Below are 19,504 nucleotides of genomic sequence, written 5' to 3'. Positions count from 1 at the left end.
CGGTCGCTCACTCAACGTACTGACGAATGATTCATCTGTCCGAGGACAGAAAAACCTTCCTTTCATTACTGTGTGAGACTTGATACTTTTGCTTTTCAGCAGACCCCGAAAGATCCACTCGCATCGCGCATCAAGCGCCCACACTTATCGGCTGTTAATTTTTAAAGATCATTCGCTTGGAAGCTCTGCTTTCTTCGCGTCCGTCATCTAACGGGAGGCGAATTATGCAGACTGAAAACGCATTGGTCAACACCCTTCGCGCAAATAATTTTTTCTTTTCTGTGTTGCTCAGAAAGAAGGCAGAAGCAGAACTACTCCTCTCATGCAAAGTTCTGCTGCGTTCGCTCGATTCGATAAGTTCTCTGTTCGCCAGAAAAGGGCACCGAAGATTTGGCCTGTCGCTATTCGCGCAGGAAGAACACGAGATCGGGCAGCGCGTTCCATTCGTGGAGGCAGGACCTCTTCGCACGAAGACGATACTGCGCGCGTCATCAACTGCGTCGCATCCATACTTGGCCAGATGGATCAGCGCCATCGCTAACGCAACAACATTGCCGCAGATTCATTCGCCACTCCCGCTTGCTCAAAATTCAATCAATCGACGGATCTATACTTCGCCATACACGCGGGCAGCCAGATCGCCCGCTTGATTCCCCTCATCACTTCACTTATAAATTCTGAGCCGGAAGGTCGAACTCATTGATGCAGCACCGACGCAAAGTGTGATCTAGCCCAACTCGCCCAATCATGCCGACAGAGGTTTCTGATGGTACGACGTATCCTGGCTTCGAGCCGTTACATCATGGTCGTTCCGGTCGTCGGAACGTTTCTGGGTTCGTTGGCGCTGATTCTTTACGAGGCGGTAGTCCTGTACACGAACGCCGTTGATGCCATCCGGAATCGCTCGTTCACTACCAAGTCGGTCAAGATATTCGCGGTTGGAATCGTGGAAGCTGTCGACGTATTCCTGATCGCGATTGCGGTCTACATCATCAGCATTGGCCTCTATTCGCTGTTCGTCGATGACAAACTGCCGCTGCCGAAGTGGCTCGAAGTCAGCAATCTCGAAGACCTGAAGGGGAATCTGGTCAGCGTCGTCATTGCCGTCCTTGCGGTTCTGTTTCTGCGCGAAGCGGTGGCATGGGATGGATCGCGTGAAATCGCTCCGTTCGGCATTGCGTTGGCGTTGGTGATTGCTGCCCTGACTTTCTTCCTCATGAAAAACAATATCCGGAGAAAGTGACCCGCCAACATCTGCGTTACCCCGCCCCTTTCGTCAGCAATATTTGTCCGATATGAGAAAACAGAGGTCGCATCGGGGGCGGCCCCACCTGGCCCAAAGCCGCGCAGCCCTCAGAAAAAACTCACCTCCGGACCGTCCCACACACACCGCATCTCTACGGAGAGCCGCGCCGCGCAAAGCAACACTCAAATCCCAATGTTTGAAACATGCGTATTAATTTCCACAAAATGCGACCTTCAACCCCTACATTGTTTTAATTTCGGCAACAGTGATTTCATAAATTAGGTATTTACCCTAGTTTCCCCGACTCCTAGACTGTCATCACTGCTGCAAACGAATGAGTTCGCAGCCTAAACAAGACAAATCTCTGGAGGTAGTAATCATGAAGTCGCTCGTTCAAGCCGTTGTTATCGCCGCTACCCTTGCTGCTCCGGTTGCTGTTTTCGCCCAGTCGAACCAACCCCTGACCCGCGCTCAAGTGCGCGAACAACTGGTTCAGATCGAAAAGGCTGGTTACAACCCGGCACGTTCGAACCCGAACGAATATCCGGCGAACGTCCAGGCTGCTGAAGCACGCGTTGCTGCCCAAAACAGCGCAGTGGGTGGCGTCACCAGCGGTTCGTCGCAAGAAGGCCACGCAGTCGCGCAGTAAGCTGTATCAAGCTGCAAATGCTGTTGATGTAGCGGAGCGCGTGTCCCCACCGCGCTCCGCTACATGAAATACCGAACCCGCGATCGTGCCTTGTGCGGCGATCGCGGGTTTTTCACATCAGAACCTCCGCCTCCGGATTTCCGGCGGCTTCTGCCTCCCCTCCGCGTTTTCGACTGAGCCACGTAGACTGCCCTGCGCCGCTCTGCTTCAAACCTGCTGGTCTGAAGCCGGACGGAGGCGACAGAAATTACGCTTCGAAGCCGAAGGTGGCTCAGCCACCGCTTACGCCATCGCTCGTCACACCGCTCACTCAGCGCCCAGCAAACCGCGCGCGGCCAGATTGCGGTAAAGCGCGCGCACGCCGAACGTCCATGGCTCGATTTCCGTGCTCAGGCGGACCGTGTTGGTCAGCGCGCCCAGTTGCGACGTCGAAATCGTCACCACGTCGCCGAGGTGATGCGTGAAACCGCCGCCCGCTGCATCGCGGTCCTTGATCGGCGAGAACATCGTGCCGAGGAACAGCATGAAGCCGTCCGGGTACTGGTGGTGACGTCCCCACGTCTGTGACACGAGGTCGGCCGGGTCGCGGCTGATCTCGCTCATGTGGCTCACGCCTTCGAGCACGAAATCATCGTCGGCGCCTTCCACCCGCAGCGCGACGCTGGCCGAGCGCACCGAATCGAGCGAGAACGTGTCGTCGAACAGACGCACGAACGGACCAATCGCGCACGAGCCGTTGTTGTCCTTGCACTTGCCGAGCAGCAACGCCGAACGGCCTTCGATATCACGCAGGTTCACGTCGTTGCCGAGCGTCGCGCCGACGATCTCGCCACGGCTATTCACCGCCAGCACAATTTCCGGCTCCGGGTTGTTCCAAGTCGACGCGGCCAGCAAACCCACGTCCGCGCCGAAACCAACCGCCGACATCGGCTGCGACTTCGAGAACACTTCCGCGTCGGGACCGATGCCGACTTCCATGTATTGCGACCACGCACCGCGTCGTTCGAGTTCGGCCTTCAACTTCATCGCCGCTTCCGAGCCCGGCTCGATCTTCGACAGATCCGTGCCGATCATCGACGCGATGGTTTCGCGCACTTCCTTCGCCTTCGCCGGATCGCCGCCCGCCTGTTCCTCGATGACGCGCTCGATCAGGCTCACCGCGAACGTGACGCCGCATGCCTTGATCGCCTGGATGTCGCACGGCGCGAGCAGTCGCACGGAGGGCCCAGCGGCGCCGGGCACGTTAGCCGCGATCAGATCGGCGACCGCGCCGAGCGACACGCCGGGCGCCGTACGCGCGACCTGCGCAGCGTTTTCGCGCTCGAACAGATCGGCCGTGGTCGGCACGGTTGCGGTGATGTCGAACACCTCGCCGTTACGCACGACGACCACGCACGGACCTTCGTGCTGATCGCTTTTACGCCACACGCGGCCCACGAGCAGCGCCTGATCGACATCGCTCGGGAGGAAACTGGAGGGGGAAGTTGCGGACATGGAAATAGATATCTTCAGGAAAGTTGGGAGACAAAAAAACCGCGCTCGATATCGGCTATCAGGCGCGGCTCGGCAACTTGCACTTCAATGCGAATGCCGCGGATTGCCACGCTCGGCAATCACCTTGAGATAAAGCGTCGCCGGTTCGAGACAGCCGCCGGTCGACAGCTGGCCGACGGTCTTGCGATACAGCTCCTGCCACGGCGTCTGCGCCGGGGGAATCTCGAAGGTCGCTGTTTCGCGGCGTCGCGCGAGTTCATCTTCGTCGACCAGCACGTTCACGCTGCGCGAATTCAGATCCACGCGGATACGGTCGTTCGTGCGCAGCAGCGCAATTCCGCCGCCAACCGCCGCTTCCGGCGACATGTTGAGAATCGACGGACTCGCGGACGTGCCGCTCTGACGTCCGTCGCCCAGAGTAGGCAGCGATGTGATGCCCTGGCGCACGAGTTCAGCGGGCGGCGCCATGTTCACCACTTCGGCGCTGCCGGGATAACCGACCGTGCCCGCGCCGCGAATCACCAGAATGCAATGCTGGTCGATTTCGAGCGACGGGTCGTTGATACGCGCGTGATAGTCCTCGGGACCGTCGAACACGATCGCGCGTGCCTCGAAGGTATTTTCCGCGCCCGGCTCGCTCAGATAAGTCTGGCGGAAAGCATCGCCGACCACCGACATCTTCATGATCGCACTGTCGAAGAAATTGCCGGACAGCACGATGAAACCCGCGCCGTGCTTGAGCGGCTCGTCGGTCGTCTTGATGACGTCGCGATCGGGCGTCGGCGCCTGATCTGCGATCTCGGCAATCGTGCGGCCCGACACGGTGAGACATTCACCATGCACGAGGTCGGCCTTCCTGAGTTCCTGGAACACGGCAGGCACGCCGCCCGCGCGGTGAAAACTCTCGCCGAGGAATTCGCCCGCGGGCATGCAGTTGACGATAAGCGGCACCTGCTCGCCCACCCGCTGCCAGTCATCGAGACTCAACTCCACGCCGATGTGGCGCGCAATCGCAATCAGATGCGGCGGGCAGTTGCTCGACGCGCCCAACGCCGACGCCACGACAATCGCGTTTTCAAATGCTTCCTTCGTCATGATGTGCGACGGACGCACGTCGTCACGCACGAGGTCGACGATGCGCTTGCCCGTTGCATACGCCATCTGGCCGCGCTCGCGATACGCCGCCGGAATGCTCGCGCAACCGGGCAGCGACATGCCGAGCGCCTCGGCGATCGCGTTCATCGACAGCGCGGTGCCCATCGTGTTGCAGTGGCCGATGGAAGGCGACGACGCGGTCGTCAGTTGCATGAAGCCTTCGTAGTCGATTTCGCCGGTCGCCAGCAGATTGCGCGCGTGCCAGATGACCGTGCCCGAACCGACGCGCTTGCCTTCATGCCAGCCGTCGAGCATCGGACCGCCCGACAGCACGATAGCGGGCATGTCCACGGTCGCGGCGGCCATCAGCAGCGCGGGCGTGGTCTTGTCGCAACCGGTGGTCAGCACGACGCCGTCGAGCGGAAAGCCGTGCAGAATTTCAACGAGGCCGAGGTAGGCGAGGTTGCGGTCGAGCGCGGCGGTCGGCCGGCGGCTCTGTTCCGCGAGCGGATGAACCGGAAACTCCATCGGAATTCCGCCCGCATCGCGAATGCCCGCCTTCGTGCGCGCCGCCAGTTCGATATGGTGGCGATTGCAAGGCGCGAGGTCGCTGCCCGTCTGCGCAATGCCGATGATCGGACGACCCGACTGAAGCTCTTCGCGCGTCAGGCCGTAGTTCATGAAACGTTCGACGTACAGCGCCGTCATATCCGCGTGCGATGGGTCGTCGAACCATTCCTGGCTACGCAGCCGGCGCGGTGTGGATGCTGACATGTTGCTTATCTCTCTGTCATGGGGAGGGTTGAACCGCTTGCGTGTTCCATGGCACGCGGTGCGTGGCTGGGCTTGCCGCCATCGGCCGATGCGTTGCGTGCCAGCATGCTGCGCGGCACGAGCAGGATCAGCACACAGCTGACCAGCAGGCACGCACCGAGCGCATAGGTACCGTTGTTGATATCGCCGGTCAGGTTCTTGGCGACTGCCGTAATCATCGAGCCCGTAAAGCCGGACAGATTGCCGATTGCGTTGATCATCGCGATGCCGGCGGCGGCCGCCGCGCCTGACAGCAACTGACCCGGGAAGGTCCAGTAGATCGGCATCAACGCGAGGATGCCAGCCGTTGCGATGGTCAGGAACGTGATGGCGAGCACGATCTGATGCGCAAACGCCGCGCTCAGAATCAGGCCGATTCCGCCGATCAGCGCAGGAATCGCCGCATGCAGGCGCCGCTCACCGGTTTTCTTCGAATGCCACGCGTTGGCGAGCGTTGCGATGATCGCCACTCCATAAGGAATAGCCGTCAGCAAGCCGATATGCAAGGGATCCTGCACGCCCGTCGCCTTGATGATCGACGGCAGCCAGAAGGCGAGGCCGTAGAAGCCGGTGTTGAAAGTCAGCAGGATGGCAACCAGCAGCCACACTCGCGGATCGCGCACGGCCGAGCCGAAACGCGCCGTCTTGTGCGTGCTTTCGCGTTGCAGATTCGCGGCCAGCAGGCTCTTTTCCTGCGGCGTCAGCCAGCGCGCGCGGTCGATGCCGTCGTCGAGCGAGAAGTACACGACGAATGCGGTCAGCAGCGACGGTACGCCTTCGAGCAGCAGCATCCACTGCCAGCCCTGATAGCCGAACAGCCCCGCCGTGTGCTCCATCAACCAGCCGGAAATCACGCCGCCGAGCATCAGGCTGACCGGCATCGCGATCAGGAAACCGGACATCACGCGGCTCTGGCGTTGCGCCGGAAACCAGTAGTTCAGGTACAGAATCACGCCGGGGAAAAAACCGGCCTCGCAGATACCGAGCAGAAAGCGCAGCACGTAAAACATGGTCGCGGTTTCGACATGTGCGAGGTGCGCGAGCGGTTCGACGAATGCGAGCGCCATCGACACGATGCCCCATGTGAACATGATCCGCGCGATCCAGAAGCGCGCGCCGTACTTATGCAGAAATACGTTGCTGGGTACTTCGAAAATGAAATAGCCCCAGAAGAACACGCTGGCGCCGATTGCGTACATGGTGTCGGACAGACCGAGATCGTCGAGCATCTGCAATTTCGCGAAGCCGACGTTGACGCGGTCCAGATAGGCCACCACGTAGCACAGCAGCAGTACGGGCAGCAGGCGGCGCACGACCTTGCGATAGGTCCGCTCCTCGAACTCGCTGGTCCCCGCAGGATGGGTCGCGCTGGTGGAAGGCGCTGTGGTCATTCGTATCTCCGTTGCGTATTTGTTCTGGCAATGCGTGGCGCGATGGTGGGCGTGTTATTCAAACCCGCGCCGTTCGTGCCCCCGGTTAAGTTACCGGTAACATTTGATGCTGTGGATGTTACGCGTGGTGAATCATCCGAACAACCAAGGGATATCCCTGACCCGCGCCGCCAGACCGCAGGTGGAATGTAATGCGGAGGCGCTATGCGTTCAGCCGCGCCCGCTCACGTGCTTTCGCGAGGAATCACGGTGAAGTCGATCTTGACGGCTTTCGCGCGCTGCGTCGGAACCGGCGCATTGCCAGCGCCGCCCGCTTCACGCGCTTTCAGTTCGGCGAGCAGCGTTTCGCCCGCGCGCAGTCCGATACCGTACGCGTCGACCGATACCGTCGTGATGGTCGGCTGCGAGCACCACGACACTTCGAAATTGCCGAAGCCTGCAATCGCGATATCGCCCGGCACCGACAAGCCGCGCCGATGGCACTCCATCATTGCGCCGAACGCCGACATGTCGCTCACGCACATCACGGCGTCGGTGTCGGGCCACGCTTCGAGCAGCGCGCCGATTGCGGGCGCGCCGTGACTCATCGTGATCGGCGAATCGCCGAGGCGGATCACGCGTGGCTCGCCAAGACCGAGGGCTTTCATTTCGGCGATATACCCGCGCATCCGGTCAAGCCCGCGCCGGTCACGCTCGCTCGCCCCGCCGATAAACCCGATACGCCGATAACCGCCCGCATGCAGATGCCGGACCATCGCGCGCGCCGCCGTCGAGTTCGAGAAACCGACAGCCGCGTCGATCGGATCGGCGGGCAGGTCCCACATTTCGACGACCGGAATGCCCGCGCGCTTGAGCAACGTGCGCGTCGCTTCGGTATGCCGCCCGCCGGTCAACGCAACACAGCGCGGCTGATGACGCAGCATCGAACGAACCAGCAGTTCTTCCTGCTCCAGACGGTAGTCGGTATCGCCGAGCAACAATTGCAGGCCGTGCGGGGTCAACGCGGCATTCAGGCCGCGCACGGTATCGGAAAAGTTGGAACTGGCAAGCGACGGCACCAGCACCGCGACGAACTCCGAGCGCCCCGACGACAACGCGCCAGCCGCCGCATCGGCCACATAGCCGAGTTCGTCGATCACTTTCTGAACCCGCTCGCGGGTTGCCTGCGACACGCTGCGCCCGGCCAATACACGGGACACGGTCATCTTCGACACGCCGGCGCGTTCGGCAACATCGGACATGCGGGGCGGAACAGGCGGCCTGGACGTCATGGTATCGATCACTGCGAGTGCGCAGAAGTCAGAGAACGCACATGATACCTGGCGACACTGCGGGCAGGGCCAGCTTTCATGGATCGCGACTCTGGCGGTATTGACGCGCTATTGCGCAAAGCCCCATTTGCACTGCGCCTGAGGCTGCCCCGGCACTGGCGCGCGAAACGAGAACAGGCCGCCCGCCTGCGGCTGCCGCTGACGTTCGGCGGCCGACAAACCTTTCCACGCCGTCGACGCATACACGGTTTGCAGATCGTCGCCGCCGAACGCGAGCTTGGTGACGTTGGCGCACGGAAACGGCACCTGCTCGACCAGTTCGCCCGCGGGCGAGTAGCGCTCGATGCGCCATCCGCCGAACAGCGCGACCCACACGAAGCCTTCGGAATCGACGGCCATGCCGTCCGGGTGGCCGTCGCCGGAAATGGTGGCGAACGTGCGCCTGTTCGACAACGCGCCGTCTTCGGCGACATCGAACGCGTACACCACGCGCTGCATCGTGTCGTTGTGATACAGCGTGCGCCGGTCGGGGCTCATCGCGGGGCCGTTGGTGATCACGTAGCCGTCGTCCTGCGCAATCACCTCACCGCTGTCGTTCACGCGATACAGCGTGCCGGTGGGTTGCTCCTCGGCGTCGTCCATCGAGCCGAACCACAGGTGGCCGCTTGCATCGACGAAACCGTCGTTGAGGCGATTGCCCGGCAAATGCGCTTCGATATCTTTGAGCTTGATGAACTGACCGCTGCCCGTATCGAATCGATACAGACCGCCCGGCATTCCGCAGATAAAAGCGCGATCGCGGTTAGCGAGCGGCGCGACAAAGCCGGGCTGATCGGGGGCATTCCACGTCTGCGTATCACCCAACCCACCCGACCCAGCTGACCAGCGGTGAATCTGACGGCCCTTGATATCAACGAAGTAAACCGCGTTCTCTTCGGCACGCCAAACCGGGCCTTCACCCAGCTCGGCATTCACCGGCCACACGCAGACAGGAATGCGGAGTTTCATTCGCCGTACCACCCTGCATCGACGAAATAATCGCGGCCCGAGCAACGCGATGCGTCGTCGGAAGCGAGGAACAACGCCATGCGCGCAACGTGCTCCGGTTCGACACGCAAACGCAGGCACTGGCTCGCGACCACCTTCGCTTCGCTTTCGGGCGATTGCCACAACTGCATCTGACGCGGCGTGCGAACGGCGCCCGGAATGATCGTGTTCACGCGGATGCCTGCATCGCCGAGATCGCGCGCAAGCCCGCGCGTGAGGCCCTCGATACCCGCCTTCGCGGTCATGTAGATCGCGAGGTTCGGCAGCGCGAGATGCCACGACACCGAGCCGAGATTCAGGATCACGCCGCGCCCCAGCTTGCGCATGCCGGCCGCGACGGCCTGCGCGCAAAAGAACTGATGCCGCAGATTCACCGCGATGCGTCCGTCCCAATACTCGGGCGTGACGGCTTCGATCTCGTGCCGGTCGTCATTGCCCGCGTTGTTGACGAGGATCTCGATCGGGCCCGCCGCTTCGGCGATCGCGTTGAACGTGCTCTGAATGGCGTCGGCGCTGCGCAGATCGCAGCGATGGAACACCGGCGGATGCGCGGAGCCGCGCAGCGCTTCCTGTAACGCCAGCGAATCTTCTTCGGCTACGTCGAGGAAAAAGACCCGCGCGCCCTGCTGCGCGAAAGCCTCGACCATCGAGGCGCCGATACCGCTGCCGCCACCGGTGATGACAACCGTTTTGCCCGACAGACTGGGATAGATTGCGTACGACATCTGTTATTCCACTTGTTCCGAGTATGACAACTAACGATGGCGCGCTGCCTCCCCTCGGCTGCGCGCCACACCCTATCCTTTACCGCTCGACCTTGACCTCGCTGACCATCCGCCAGTCGCGCCCGAGCGTTCGCACTGCATTTCCGGTGACCGTCACCGTACCGCTCAGGTGCAGGTCGCGGCTCGAACTGCCGACCATCAGGTCGAAGTCGCCAGGCTCGACGATACGCTCACCGCGCCCGTCGGTGAAGTTGAGCATATCGACGGGAATCTTCACATGAACCTGTGCCGTGTTGCCAGCGGCCAGCGGAACGCGTGCGAACCCCTTCAATTCGCGCACCGGGCGCGTGGCCGATGCAAGTCGGTCGCGTACGTAGATCTGCACGATTTCGGTGCCTTCGCGCGAGCCGATGTTGTCGACCGAGAAGCTGAGTTCGATCGTGCCGCCGGCAACCGGCACTTCGCGCTGCGCCACCGCGAGATTGCCATAACGGAACTGCGTATAGCTGAGACCGAAGCCGAACGGGTAGCGGCTGCCGAAGTGATACGCCACCGGAGTGCCCGCGCTCTTGAGCTTGTGGTTATACACGTAGGGCACCGCGCCCGCGCTTTTCGGCACCGACAACGGCAGACGGCCGGTGAAGTTCGCGCGGCCCACCAGCAGGTCGGCGAGCGCTTCCGCGCCGCGTTCGCCCGGCGCGAAGGCCATGATTTGCGCCGCGATGCGATCTTCCAGACCGCCGAGGTTGTACGGACGGCCGCCCGTCATCACGACGACCGTCGGCGTGCCGCTGTCGACCACCGCCGCGAGCAACGCCTGTTGCACGCCCGGCAGATCGAGGCTGTCGGTGTCGGAGCCTTCGCCGACCGTGCCGGACTGAAACAGCCCCGACAGATCGCCGACGAAGACGATCGCCACACCGGCCGCGCGCGCGGCGTCCACGGCGGCTGCGATGCCCGCCGTATCCTGGCTGATCAACTCGTCGCGATTGGTGATGGCCATCGTGTCGAGCGATACGTCGCCCGGGAACACCGGCGCACCGGCGCGTCGTTCGGCGATGATGTCGCACCCGTGCGCGTGGATCACGCGATCGTCGCCGAGCAATGCGCGCAGCGATTTCAACGGCGTGCTGATCGACGCCACCGATTGCTCGCCGGAATTGATCAGATGCACCGGGAAGCTGTAACCGGCCAGCAGCGCGAGCGGATCGTCGGCGGTGGGTCCGATCACTGCGATCTTCGTCGCGCCCTTCGGATCGAGCGGCAGCACGCCGCCTTCGTTGCGCAAAAGCACTGCCGATTCGAGCGCGACCTGATAAGCGGTATCGCCTGCGGATTCGCTTTTCACATCGACCTGATCCGGGTCGGCATACGGATTCTCGAACAGGCCGAGACGGAATTTCGTGCGCAGCACGCGCGACACCGTCGCATCGATCGTGGCCTCGCTGATCTCGCCACGCGCCAACGCCTCCTTCAGATGCAGCGCACATTCGTGACCGGGCAACTCGACGTCGAGGCCCGCATTAAACGCGAGCGCGGCCGCTGCGGCGCTGTCGGGCGCGACAGCGTGGTGGCTGAACAGCAGATCGACACCCGCATAGTCGGCGACGATCAGACCATCGAAGCCCCACTTGTCGCGCAACGTTTCGGTCAGCAGCTTGCGGTCCGCATGACACGGCATGCCGTCGATGTCGTGATATGCGGGCATGACCGAACCGGCATCCGCGAGCTTGACCGCCATTTCGAACGGCAGCATGAACACGTCGTTCAGTTCACGCGGACCGACATGCACAGGAGCGTGATTGCGCGCACCTTCGCTCGCCGAATGGCCGACGAAATGCTTGAGCGTCGCGAGCAGATCACGCTTCTCGCCTTGCAGGCCCTTGACGTAATGACACGCGAGCACGCCGACCAGATACGGATCTTCGCCGAGCGTTTCTTCGGTGCGGCCCCAGCGCGGATCGCGCGACACGTCCAGCACCGGTGCAAGCCCTTGATGGCAACCAATCGAGCGCGCCTGTTCGCCGATGATCTCCCCAACCTGTTCGACCAGCGCCGGATTCCACGTGGCCGCATAGTTCAACGGCGACGGAAACAGCGTGGCGTCCTTGATCATCAGACCGACCAGACATTCTTCGTGCGACATCACCGGAATGCCGAGCCGCGTGTCTTCCACCATCTGACGCTGCAACGCATTCAATGCGCGCACGCCTTCCTTCGGGTCGACCGTGTGCGTGCCGAGCGGACGCGTGATCTGGCCCAGACCGTGCTGCAGGATCATGTCGATAGTCACGCCGGCATCGCCATGCGCGAAATCCACCGTACGCGCTTCGTGCTTGCCGTCGGACGACAGCTTCAGCCACGCCGAGTGAAGCTGCGCGATTTTCTCGTCCAGGGTCATGCGCGCCAGCAGATCGGCGACGCGCTCGTCAACGGCAGCTTCCGGGTTGCGGTAAAGCGGAACATCACTTTGGCGAAGCAACATCAAGAACTCCTTTAAATGATCCTGGTGGCCGGAGCGCGCATCGCGTCCGACATTTTTTTGTTCTTCACAATTTCGCGCCCCTCAACCAGTTGGAGTACTAATAAAACGCGAAATTCATCGATCTGGAATGGCGGCGAGGCTACACCGCCTCGCCTTGGTGAAAAGTATTGGTTGCCGCTCGATCAGTGCAAACGTGGCAGCGCGAAATCCTGTTGATCGAACACATGGCAGGCTTCCGGCGTGAGCGTGAGTTCGATTCGCTCATCGTGTGTCACGCCGCCGTCGCCCGGCAATTTGGCGATCATCGGACTGCCGTCGCGACTGCCGCCGTCGATATGAACGTAGCTGTGCTCGCCCATGCGTTCAACGAGACGCACCGCGCAGCGAATCGTCTGTGCGCCCGCGTGACCATTGGGCAAACCCAGATGCTCCGGCCGGATGCCCAGCGTGACCGGGTTGCCCAGTTGCTGCTTGCGGCCATCGACCTGCGCCCGCACGCGCTCACCGCTCGTCAGTTCGACCTCGATACCGTTGGCGTCGATTGCCGTCACATAGCCCGGCAGGAAGTTCATCTTCGGCGAACCGATGAAACCCGCGACGAAGCGGCTCTTCGGACGGTGATACAGATCGAGCGGTGCACCGATCTGCGCGATGCTGCCGTGCTTCTCGAGGTCTGCGCCCGCTTGCAGCAACACGATCTTGTCGGCCAATGCCATCGCTTCGATCTGGTCGTGCGTGACGTAAATCGCGCTCGCCTGACGGAACTCGCGATGCAGGCGCGCAATCTCGATACGGGTCTGCACGCGCAGCGCGGCATCGAGATTCGACAACGGTTCGTCGAACAGAAACACGCCCGGCTCGCGCACGATCGCCCGGCCAATTGCCACGCGCTGCCGCTGTCCACCGGACAACGCAGCGGGCTTGCGTTCGAGCAGTCCGTCGAGTTGCAGCGTCGCAGCCGTGCTGCGCACCTTGCGGTCGATGGTCGCCTTGTCGATCTTTGCCTGACGCAGCCCGAACGCCATGTTCTCGTAGACGCTCATGTGCGGATACAGCGCGTAGTTCTGGAACACCATCGCGACCCGGCGCTCTGCGGGCGACACACTGTTCATCAGCTTGCCGTCGATACGCAAATCGCCGGAGGTGATCGATTCGAGGCCCGCGATCATGCGCAGCAGCGTGGACTTACCGCAGCCCGACGGCCCGAGGAACACGCAGAATTCGTTGTTGCCGACTTCGAGGTTGGCGTCGCGAATCACCGCGTTGCCGCTCGCATAGGACTTCTGTACGTTAGAGAGAGAAATGCTTGCCATATCGTTTTATGCGAAGTTCGGTGTGTGCGGGCCACGTCGGCCCGCACGATTGGAGGCGGTGTGCGATACGGATTAGCCCTTCAGCGAGCCGGCCATCATCCCCTTGATCACGCGCTCCTGACCGAACGCGTAAGCGACGATCAGCGGCAACGACGTGAGCACGAGGACCGCCAGCATCGACGGAATGTTCGACGCGTATTGGCCCATGAAGTCCCAGATCGCGAGCGGCAGCGTGCGGTGCTCGGACGTCGACGTGAGCATGTACGCGAAGATGAATTCGTTCCACAGTCCGATGCCGTTGAAAATCGCCACGGTGGCGAGCCCCGGTCCCGACAGCGGGAAAAAGATGCGCCAGAAGATCGTGAACGGACCGCAGCCGTCGAGTTGCGCCGCCTCTTCGAGCTCGCGCGGAATCTGGCGCATGAACTCGGTCAGAATGAAGATCGACACCGGCAGACTGAGCGCCACATAAGGACCGAGCAGCGCGAACGGTGTGTCGTAAAGACCGAGGTTGCGCGTGAGCAGATAGATCGGCACGAGCGTTGCATGCAGCGGCACGATCATGCCCGCCACCACCAGACCGAACAGCAGCTTGTTCAGCTTGAAGCGCATGCGCGCAAACACGTAGGCCGCCATCGCGCTGATGATGACGATCAGCAACACCGACACGCCCACCGTGAACACGCTGTTACGAAAGTACGTGAAGAACGGCCCCTTCAGCACGGCCGCGTAATTGCCCCAATACAGTTGGCTCGGCGGTGCCCAAACGGACGTCGCAAAGGTCTCTTCCTGACTCTTGAGGCTCGACACGACCATGAAGAGAAACGGGATCGTCGTGACAGCCAGCCAGATCAACGCAAGCAGAGGAATCCCCACGCGAGGGAAGCGTAGTGTCTTGTTCATGGTTCAGACCTCGGTTGCAAAACGGCGGGTGAAATACATCGATACCGCCGCCACCGCGATGACGATCAGGAACATCGCCGAGCCGATGGTGCTGCCGTACCCGAGCTGGAACGAACTGAATACCGTGCGATACATGTACGTTGCCATCACTTCGGACGAGCCTTCGGGACCGCCGCCAGTCATCACGAAGACAAGATCGAAATAGCGCAGCGAGCCGAGCACGGACAGCAGCACCGCCGTGCGCACCGTGCCTTGCAGATGCGGCAGCTTGATGCGCCAGAAAATGGTCCACTCCGAAGCGCCGTCGAGGAGAGCCGCTTCGTTGACTTCGGCGGGCATCGACGAGAGACCGGCGAGGAACAGAATCATGTAGAAAGGCGCGTTCTGCCAGATGATCACGGCAATGGTCGCGCCCAGCGACAAGTGCGGATCGCCCAGCCAGTCCTTCGCGAGACCATCGAGCCCGAATGCCTGCAGCGCGACGTTGAGCGGCCCGAAGTTCGGATCGTAGATCTGCTTGAACAACACGCCGATCGCCACGCTCGACATCAGCAGCGGCAGGAAATAGAGAACCTTGAGCACGCGCGAGCCACGGCCGGCTTTTTCCAGCAGCACGGCGAGCACGAGCGCGATAGGAAGCTGGATGACGATCGACGCGACAGCCAGAATCACGTTGTTCCTGAGCGATTGCCAGAACACCGCGTCGTGCGCAAGACGCTCCCAGTTCGCGAGCCCGATATAACGGGCGGTATTGCCGAGACCGTTCCAGTCGACCAGCGACAATCGCAGGCTGGAGACGAGCGGATACAGCAGGAACACGGCCAGCAGCAGCAGCGACGGCGCAAGGAACACAGCCGTGACGAGCGTTTGCGACGAGATTCGCAGCCGGCGTTCGGGTGTAACGGAAAGTGCGATATTCACGAGCTTGTATGCCGGCCGGCACCTCACGGCGCCGACCGGCCCTTCCTTAAGGACTGAGATTAACCGCCCTTCTTCGAAGCGGCTTCCATTTGCTGCGCGGCAGCCTCAGGCGTCAGCGACAGACCGAACAGTTGCTGCGTCGTGTCCTTGTGCATTTCGCCGAGCGCCGGCGGGAGTGCCTGGTCGTACCAGAGCTGCACGCTCGGAGCGGCCGCAAGCAGTTGCTGCAGACGCTGCGTGAACGGATCGTCGATCTTGACGTTGTTGACCGGCGGGAGCTTGTGGTCGTCCGACGCGCGAGCCTGCATCGCCGAGTCGTCGGTCATTGCCTTGATCAGCTTGAACGCTGCGTCGGGCGTCTTGCACTCGGTCGAGATGCTCAGGAAGCCGTCGCCGACCGTACCGATCAGGTCGCGCGGATCACCCTTGCCGCCCGGCACGCTCGGGAACGGGAAGAAGTCGAGATTCTTCGAGAAAGCCGGATCTTCGTTGGCGATGGTCGAGGCTTCCCACGCGCCCATCAGTTCCATTGCGGCCTTGCCCGAATACAGCAGACGGCGCGACGCGCCCGAGTCGTAATCCAGACCGTTGATGCCCGGCGCAAACGCACCCGCTTTCACGAGTTCCTGAATACGCTTGCCGGCTTCGATGAACGCCGGATCTTCGAAGCCCTTGCCCTTGCCGTCGATCGCGTCCTTCACGACTTGCGGACCACCGATACGGTCGACGAGGTACATGTAGTACATCGAGCCGGTCCACTTGTTCTTGTTCGCGAGCGAGAACGCAGCGACGTTGTGCGACTTCAGCACGGCGACGACGTGCATCAGTTCATCCCACGTCTTCGGCGGCGTGATGCCGTACTTCGCGAAAACGTCCTTGTTGTAGAAGATCACCGCAGCCGCCGCGTTTTCAGCCGCGACACCGTAGGTCTTGCCGTCGAACGTCGTGACGTTCCACGACGATTGCATGAAGCGGTTGCGATACGCCGGGTCTTTGTTCAGGTACGGCGTGAGGTCCACGATCTGGCCGGATTTGACATACTCGTGCAGGCCGCCGCCGCCCCAGTTCTCGAACACGCACGGCGGCTGGTTCGCGCCGAACGCGACCTTCAGCTTCGTCTTGTAGGCCTCGTTCAGAATGTGCGAATTCTCGACCTTGTAGCCCGGGGTCGCCTTCTCGAAGCGATCCGACGCGTCACGAATGATCTTGCTCGACGACGTGTTGGTTTGCTGATCCCACGCGGTGATCGTCGAATCTGCGAATGCGGCTGTCGAAACGACTGCGGACAGCGTGAATGCGAGCGCCGCGGCGCTGGCAATTGACCGCGCTTTGGAAAAAGCCGGGTACGCCATGTTTGTGTCCCCTCTCATGGATATTAGAATGTCAACCGGATCGTGTAACGTTAGCCTTAACGTTAGCGAATGTTAGACTTGTGTTCAAACGGTTGCTATGCGGGATTTTACCTGGTGCCTTGAGACGCCTGTCACCAACTGCGCAATACGATCAAACCCTGCGTAGCCGCGATCATAGCCGGTTCTGGTAGAATAATCGCCATCAAGACGTTACCGCTAACGTTGGCAACGAGTCGATTTCGACATGACCACCCGGACCCCCTCGTCACGCATGGCAAAGCAGACCCCTACGCTCGAGCACGTTGCCAAGCTCGCTGGCGTGTCGCAAATGACCGCTTCGCGCGCACTGAACGGCCGTCCCGGCGTGTCGCGCGAAACGCGCGACGAAATCATCCGCATCGCGTCGGACATCGGCTATGTCGTCAACCGCACCGCGCAAAAGCTGTCGGGTGGCCGCAACGGCATCATCGGCATCATCACGCCGACGCTCGACACGCAGTTTTCCAGCGAATTGATTCTCGGCGCGGGCCGTGCGGCACGCGGTGCGGGCTGCGAGATTCTGGTCTACACCGTGTTCGACGAAGACCGTCATCCGCATCACGATCTGCTCGGACTGATCCAGCAGTTCTCGGACGGTATCCTCGCCATTCTGCCGCGCGAGTCGTTGTGCCTCGAAGCGCTGGCTAATGCGAAGGTGCCGGTGGTCGTCGTCGATCAACGCGGCAGCACGCTGACCGATTTCCCGTCGGTTTCCGTCGACAATTACGGCGGCGCCCGCCTCGCGGTCGAGCATCTCGCGGAACTCGGTCACAAACGGATCGCGTTTCTCGCGGGCAATGAAACGATTGAAGGCGTGCGCGACCGGCAGCGCGGTTACCAGGACACGTTGGCCCGGCTCGGCTTGCCGCGCGAAGATGCGCTCGTCGCCGAGGGCGATCTGTCGCAAATGATGGCGTTCGACGTCACGTTCGATCTGCTCAATCTCGCCGATCCGCCCACCGCGATCTTCACGGCGAATGACCAGAGCGCGTTCGGCGTGATCGCTGCGATTCGGGAAGCGGGCCTGCGCGTGCCGGACGACATCTCGGTGATCGGCTTCGACGACATCCCGATGTCGGAGCAATTTCATCCGGCGCTCACCACGATCCGCCAGCCGTTCCAGCAAATGGCGCGTTCCGCCGTCAATACGTTGCTCGCGCAGATCGCCGGGATCGGCGCCGCTTCGCAACGCATCACGCTGCCGGCGGAACTTGTCGTGCGCGACTCCACCGGCCAGGTCCGGACGAAGTAGAGCCGCGCGCATTACCAGATTGTTTCTACGTAAGTGGAGGCGCGCACCTTGGCATCCGAGGTGACGAGCGCCCCGCCGAAAGTGCGCGCGGTGGCGACGATCAATCGCTGATGCGACGTCAACGCGGGCGGCAACGTGGCCGCGCGAATCGCGATCTCGGTGTCGACCGGGACCATCCGCACGCCTTCCATCGACGCAAACGTGGACAGCCAACTGCGGGCGTCCATCGACAACCCGAGCCGGCCATCTTTCACGAACTCCGCGATTTCAAGCGCGCTAATCGCCGAGATGAGGATTTCGCCGCCGTTCAGTTCGCGATCGATTGCATCGTGTGCCGCCTGACTCAACGCCTTCTGCCTGCCTAGCCAACACACCAGCGCAAGCGTGTCGAGCGTGATCATCGCTCTTCCTGTTCCAACGCCGTTGGAACAGCCGGGTGTTTCATATTGATGTGTACGATCGACGCGCGCAGCAGTTCGAGCGGATTTTCCTGCTTGCTCCGGTAGGGCCGGATTTCAATGGTGGGTTGTCCCCGGTCGGTGACGACCACGGTTTCACCCAGCATTTCCACTTGCCGGAACAGTTCGCATGCGCGCGACTTGAAAATGGCCTTCGATACTCTCTTTTCCATTGCGATCTCCACCCAACCTATTGGTACGGCTATTTTTATGAATCGGGACCACCGCCCTGACTTACGGTTCGCGGCCCGATATTCTTTATCAATCTTGTCCAGCAACTTCCAGAAGCTCTCTCGGACTTCCAATACTTTCCAATGCTTGTGGCTCTCGCCGGCGAACATGATTACGATGTAGGCTCGCCTCAAGCATCAGCTCAACGCCACTACGCGCTTCATCAGCAACAAACACGATGAAGCCGCCCCAAACCGGTCCTTGCGCCGGTTTCTATCGATCAGACAACGCTCCGATACGGTCGATATTTGTACTCGCCGTGGATATTCGAATAAGTACAGAATCTGTCTAACGTTATCCCTAACGTTAAATGATGTTAATGTCGTGCAAGTATCGCCGCCATGCGGAGTTTACCTGGTCTCCTGAACCCTTTTCACGCTTACTGGTCATGGGATTGCGCCGAATCTGCCACGCCGTGAAAGTCCCATTGGGGATTCGTTCATTGCATGCACATATGACACCAGAATCGTCCGTTTTAATAATGCGATTCGCATATAAAAATGAGCCCCGGAAAGCCGTGAAAATATTGCACGCTGTTACTGGCTTTCCGTTTCCAACGGGTCCGGCTGCGACGCGTGATGGGCATCGAAATGCACGATCGACGCGCGCAGCAGTTCAAGCGGATTTTCGTCCTTGCTGCGGTATGGCCTGATTTCGATGGTGGGCTGTCCGCGATCGGTGACGACCACGGTTTCGCCCATCATTTCCACGTGCCTGAACAGTTCGCATGCTCTCGACTTGAAAATGGCTTTCGATACCCTCTTTTCCATTTCGCTCTCCACCCAGGCAATTCATACGTCTACTATTTTTGAGCCGCAA

The 19,504-nt window shown here is 61.2% G+C and carries 17 protein-coding genes; 3 read left to right on the top strand and 14 right to left on the bottom strand.

All coding sequences use genetic code 11. The features are described from left to right. Positions 1-766: 766 nt before the first annotated feature. Together ABH945_RS31660 and ABH945_RS31655 are read left to right on the top strand one after the other, a co-directional pair. Positions 767-1,243 (top strand): YqhA family protein, encoded by a 477-nt coding sequence (locus ABH945_RS31660; RefSeq protein ID WP_074772013.1) that lies wholly within the window; start codon positions 767-769, stop codon positions 1,241-1,243. A gap of 382 nt (positions 1,244-1,625) precedes the next feature. Beyond that, positions 1,626-1,895 carry a DUF4148 domain-containing protein gene (locus ABH945_RS31655; RefSeq protein WP_074772011.1) on the top strand — a complete coding sequence of 90 codons (270 nt, stop codon included), beginning with the start codon at positions 1,626-1,628 and terminating at the stop codon, positions 1,893-1,895. 306 nt (positions 1,896-2,201) lie between these two features. Here the strand turns inward: ABH945_RS31655 and ABH945_RS31650 are convergent, their stop codons facing one another. From ABH945_RS31650 to ABH945_RS31600, 11 genes are all read right to left on the bottom strand, one after another. Beyond that, entirely contained in the window at positions 2,202-3,389 is a 1,188-nt protein-coding gene (locus ABH945_RS31650) for a fumarylacetoacetate hydrolase family protein (RefSeq protein ID WP_429253274.1), read from the bottom strand. An 84-nt stretch (positions 3,390-3,473) separates the two neighbouring features. Next, positions 3,474-5,258, bottom strand: a complete 1,785-nt coding sequence (locus ABH945_RS31645; protein WP_074772007.1) for an IlvD/Edd family dehydratase — start codon at positions 5,256-5,258, stop codon at positions 3,474-3,476. A 5-nt stretch (positions 5,259-5,263) separates the two neighbouring features. After that, entirely contained in the window at positions 5,264-6,688 is a 1,425-nt protein-coding gene (locus ABH945_RS31640; protein ID WP_429253273.1) for an MFS transporter, read from the bottom strand. 224 nt (positions 6,689-6,912) lie between these two features. Continuing rightward, positions 6,913-7,929, bottom strand: coding sequence for a LacI family DNA-binding transcriptional regulator (locus ABH945_RS31635; protein ID WP_074772003.1), 1,017 nt, complete (start codon positions 7,927-7,929; stop codon positions 6,913-6,915). 138 nt (positions 7,930-8,067) lie between these two features. Next, a complete protein-coding gene (locus ABH945_RS31630; protein WP_429253272.1) occupies positions 8,068-8,967 on the bottom strand; it encodes an SMP-30/gluconolactonase/LRE family protein in 900 nt (299 codons plus the stop codon). After that, entirely contained in the window at positions 8,964-9,731 is a 768-nt protein-coding gene (locus ABH945_RS31625; protein WP_074771999.1) for an SDR family NAD(P)-dependent oxidoreductase, read from the bottom strand. Before ABH945_RS31625 ends, ABH945_RS31630 begins: the two co-directional genes overlap by 4 nt. 79 nt (positions 9,732-9,810) lie before the next feature. Further along, entirely contained in the window at positions 9,811-12,216 is a 2,406-nt protein-coding gene (locus ABH945_RS31620; protein ID WP_429253271.1) for a beta-glucosidase, read from the bottom strand. A gap of 182 nt (positions 12,217-12,398) precedes the next feature. Continuing rightward, a complete protein-coding gene (locus ABH945_RS31615) occupies positions 12,399-13,529 on the bottom strand; it encodes an ABC transporter ATP-binding protein (protein ID WP_074771995.1) in 1,131 nt (376 codons plus the stop codon). 72 nt (positions 13,530-13,601) lie between these two features. Further along, positions 13,602-14,432: a carbohydrate ABC transporter permease gene (locus ABH945_RS31610; RefSeq protein WP_074771993.1), complete on the bottom strand. Its 831-nt coding sequence runs from the start codon at positions 14,430-14,432 to the stop codon at positions 13,602-13,604. A gap of 3 nt (positions 14,433-14,435) precedes the next feature. Next, positions 14,436-15,353: a carbohydrate ABC transporter permease gene (locus tag ABH945_RS31605; protein WP_253189869.1), complete on the bottom strand. Its 918-nt coding sequence runs from the start codon at positions 15,351-15,353 to the stop codon at positions 14,436-14,438. A gap of 59 nt (positions 15,354-15,412) precedes the next feature. Continuing rightward, positions 15,413-16,705 carry an extracellular solute-binding protein gene (locus ABH945_RS31600; RefSeq protein ID WP_074771991.1) on the bottom strand — a complete coding sequence of 431 codons (1,293 nt, stop codon included), beginning with the start codon at positions 16,703-16,705 and terminating at the stop codon, positions 15,413-15,415. 271 nt (positions 16,706-16,976) lie between these two features. On the opposite strand from ABH945_RS31600, the gene ABH945_RS31595 reads away from it, so the two are divergent. Then, complete coding sequence (locus ABH945_RS31595) at positions 16,977-17,996, top strand: LacI family DNA-binding transcriptional regulator (RefSeq protein ID WP_074771989.1); 1,020 nt, start codon at positions 16,977-16,979, stop codon at positions 17,994-17,996. 11 nt (positions 17,997-18,007) lie between these two features. Here ABH945_RS31595 and ABH945_RS31590 read toward each other — a convergent pair whose 3' ends face one another. The 3 genes from ABH945_RS31590 to ABH945_RS31580 all read right to left on the bottom strand — a co-directional run bounded on the left by ABH945_RS31590 (position 18,008) and on the right by ABH945_RS31580 (position 19,455). Beyond that, a complete protein-coding gene (locus ABH945_RS31590) occupies positions 18,008-18,397 on the bottom strand; it encodes a type II toxin-antitoxin system VapC family toxin (RefSeq protein ID WP_074771987.1) in 390 nt (129 codons plus the stop codon). Continuing rightward, positions 18,394-18,627 (bottom strand): type II toxin-antitoxin system Phd/YefM family antitoxin, encoded by a 234-nt coding sequence (locus tag ABH945_RS31585; protein ID WP_074771986.1) that lies wholly within the window; start codon positions 18,625-18,627, stop codon positions 18,394-18,396. The genes ABH945_RS31590 and ABH945_RS31585 overlap by 4 nt, the downstream gene beginning before the upstream one ends. A gap of 594 nt (positions 18,628-19,221) precedes the next feature. Further along, positions 19,222-19,455: a type II toxin-antitoxin system Phd/YefM family antitoxin gene (locus tag ABH945_RS31580; protein WP_074771984.1), complete on the bottom strand. Its 234-nt coding sequence runs from the start codon at positions 19,453-19,455 to the stop codon at positions 19,222-19,224. Between the last annotated feature and the right edge of the window lie 49 nt (positions 19,456-19,504).

This window comes from Paraburkholderia sp. GAS333, from assembly GCF_050435665.1.
Lineage (GTDB): Bacteria > Pseudomonadota > Gammaproteobacteria > Burkholderiales > Burkholderiaceae > Paraburkholderia > Paraburkholderia fungorum_A.
The sequence above is the reverse complement of the archived record's forward strand: the minus strand, read 5'-3'. Positions and strand labels throughout refer to the sequence as shown.

What these genes read in the sequence shown, in the direction of transcription:
- ABH945_RS31615 (WP_074771995.1), bottom strand. Translation starts at nt 13,529, where the DNA reads ATGGCAAGCATTTCTCTCTCTAACGTACAGAAGTCCTATGCGAGCGGC.
- ABH945_RS31650 (WP_429253274.1), bottom strand. Translation starts at nt 3,389, where the DNA reads ATGTCCGCAACTTCCCCCTCCAGTTTCCTCCCGAGCGATGTCGATCAG.
- ABH945_RS31660 (WP_074772013.1), top strand. Translation starts at nt 767, where the DNA reads ATGGTACGACGTATCCTGGCTTCGAGCCGTTACATCATGGTCGTTCCG.
- ABH945_RS31585 (WP_074771986.1), bottom strand. Translation starts at nt 18,627, where the DNA reads ATGGAAAAGAGAGTATCGAAGGCCATTTTCAAGTCGCGCGCATGCGAA.
- ABH945_RS31595 (WP_074771989.1), top strand. Translation starts at nt 16,977, where the DNA reads ATGGCAAAGCAGACCCCTACGCTCGAGCACGTTGCCAAGCTCGCTGGC.
- ABH945_RS31600 (WP_074771991.1), bottom strand. Translation starts at nt 16,705, where the DNA reads ATGGCGTACCCGGCTTTTTCCAAAGCGCGGTCAATTGCCAGCGCCGCG.
- ABH945_RS31620 (WP_429253271.1), bottom strand. Translation starts at nt 12,216, where the DNA reads ATGTTGCTTCGCCAAAGTGATGTTCCGCTTTACCGCAACCCGGAAGCT.
- ABH945_RS31625 (WP_074771999.1), bottom strand. Translation starts at nt 9,731, where the DNA reads ATGTCGTACGCAATCTATCCCAGTCTGTCGGGCAAAACGGTTGTCATC.
- ABH945_RS31640 (WP_429253273.1), bottom strand. Translation starts at nt 6,688, where the DNA reads ATGACCACAGCGCCTTCCACCAGCGCGACCCATCCTGCGGGGACCAGC.
- ABH945_RS31635 (WP_074772003.1), bottom strand. Translation starts at nt 7,929, where the DNA reads ATGTCCGATGTTGCCGAACGCGCCGGCGTGTCGAAGATGACCGTGTCC.
- ABH945_RS31655 (WP_074772011.1), top strand. Translation starts at nt 1,626, where the DNA reads ATGAAGTCGCTCGTTCAAGCCGTTGTTATCGCCGCTACCCTTGCTGCT.
- ABH945_RS31610 (WP_074771993.1), bottom strand. Translation starts at nt 14,432, where the DNA reads ATGAACAAGACACTACGCTTCCCTCGCGTGGGGATTCCTCTGCTTGCG.
- ABH945_RS31630 (WP_429253272.1), bottom strand. Translation starts at nt 8,967, where the DNA reads ATGAAACTCCGCATTCCTGTCTGCGTGTGGCCGGTGAATGCCGAGCTG.
- ABH945_RS31645 (WP_074772007.1), bottom strand. Translation starts at nt 5,258, where the DNA reads ATGTCAGCATCCACACCGCGCCGGCTGCGTAGCCAGGAATGGTTCGAC.
- ABH945_RS31580 (WP_074771984.1), bottom strand. Translation starts at nt 19,455, where the DNA reads ATGGAAAAGAGGGTATCGAAAGCCATTTTCAAGTCGAGAGCATGCGAA.
- ABH945_RS31590 (WP_074771987.1), bottom strand. Translation starts at nt 18,397, where the DNA reads ATGATCACGCTCGACACGCTTGCGCTGGTGTGTTGGCTAGGCAGGCAG.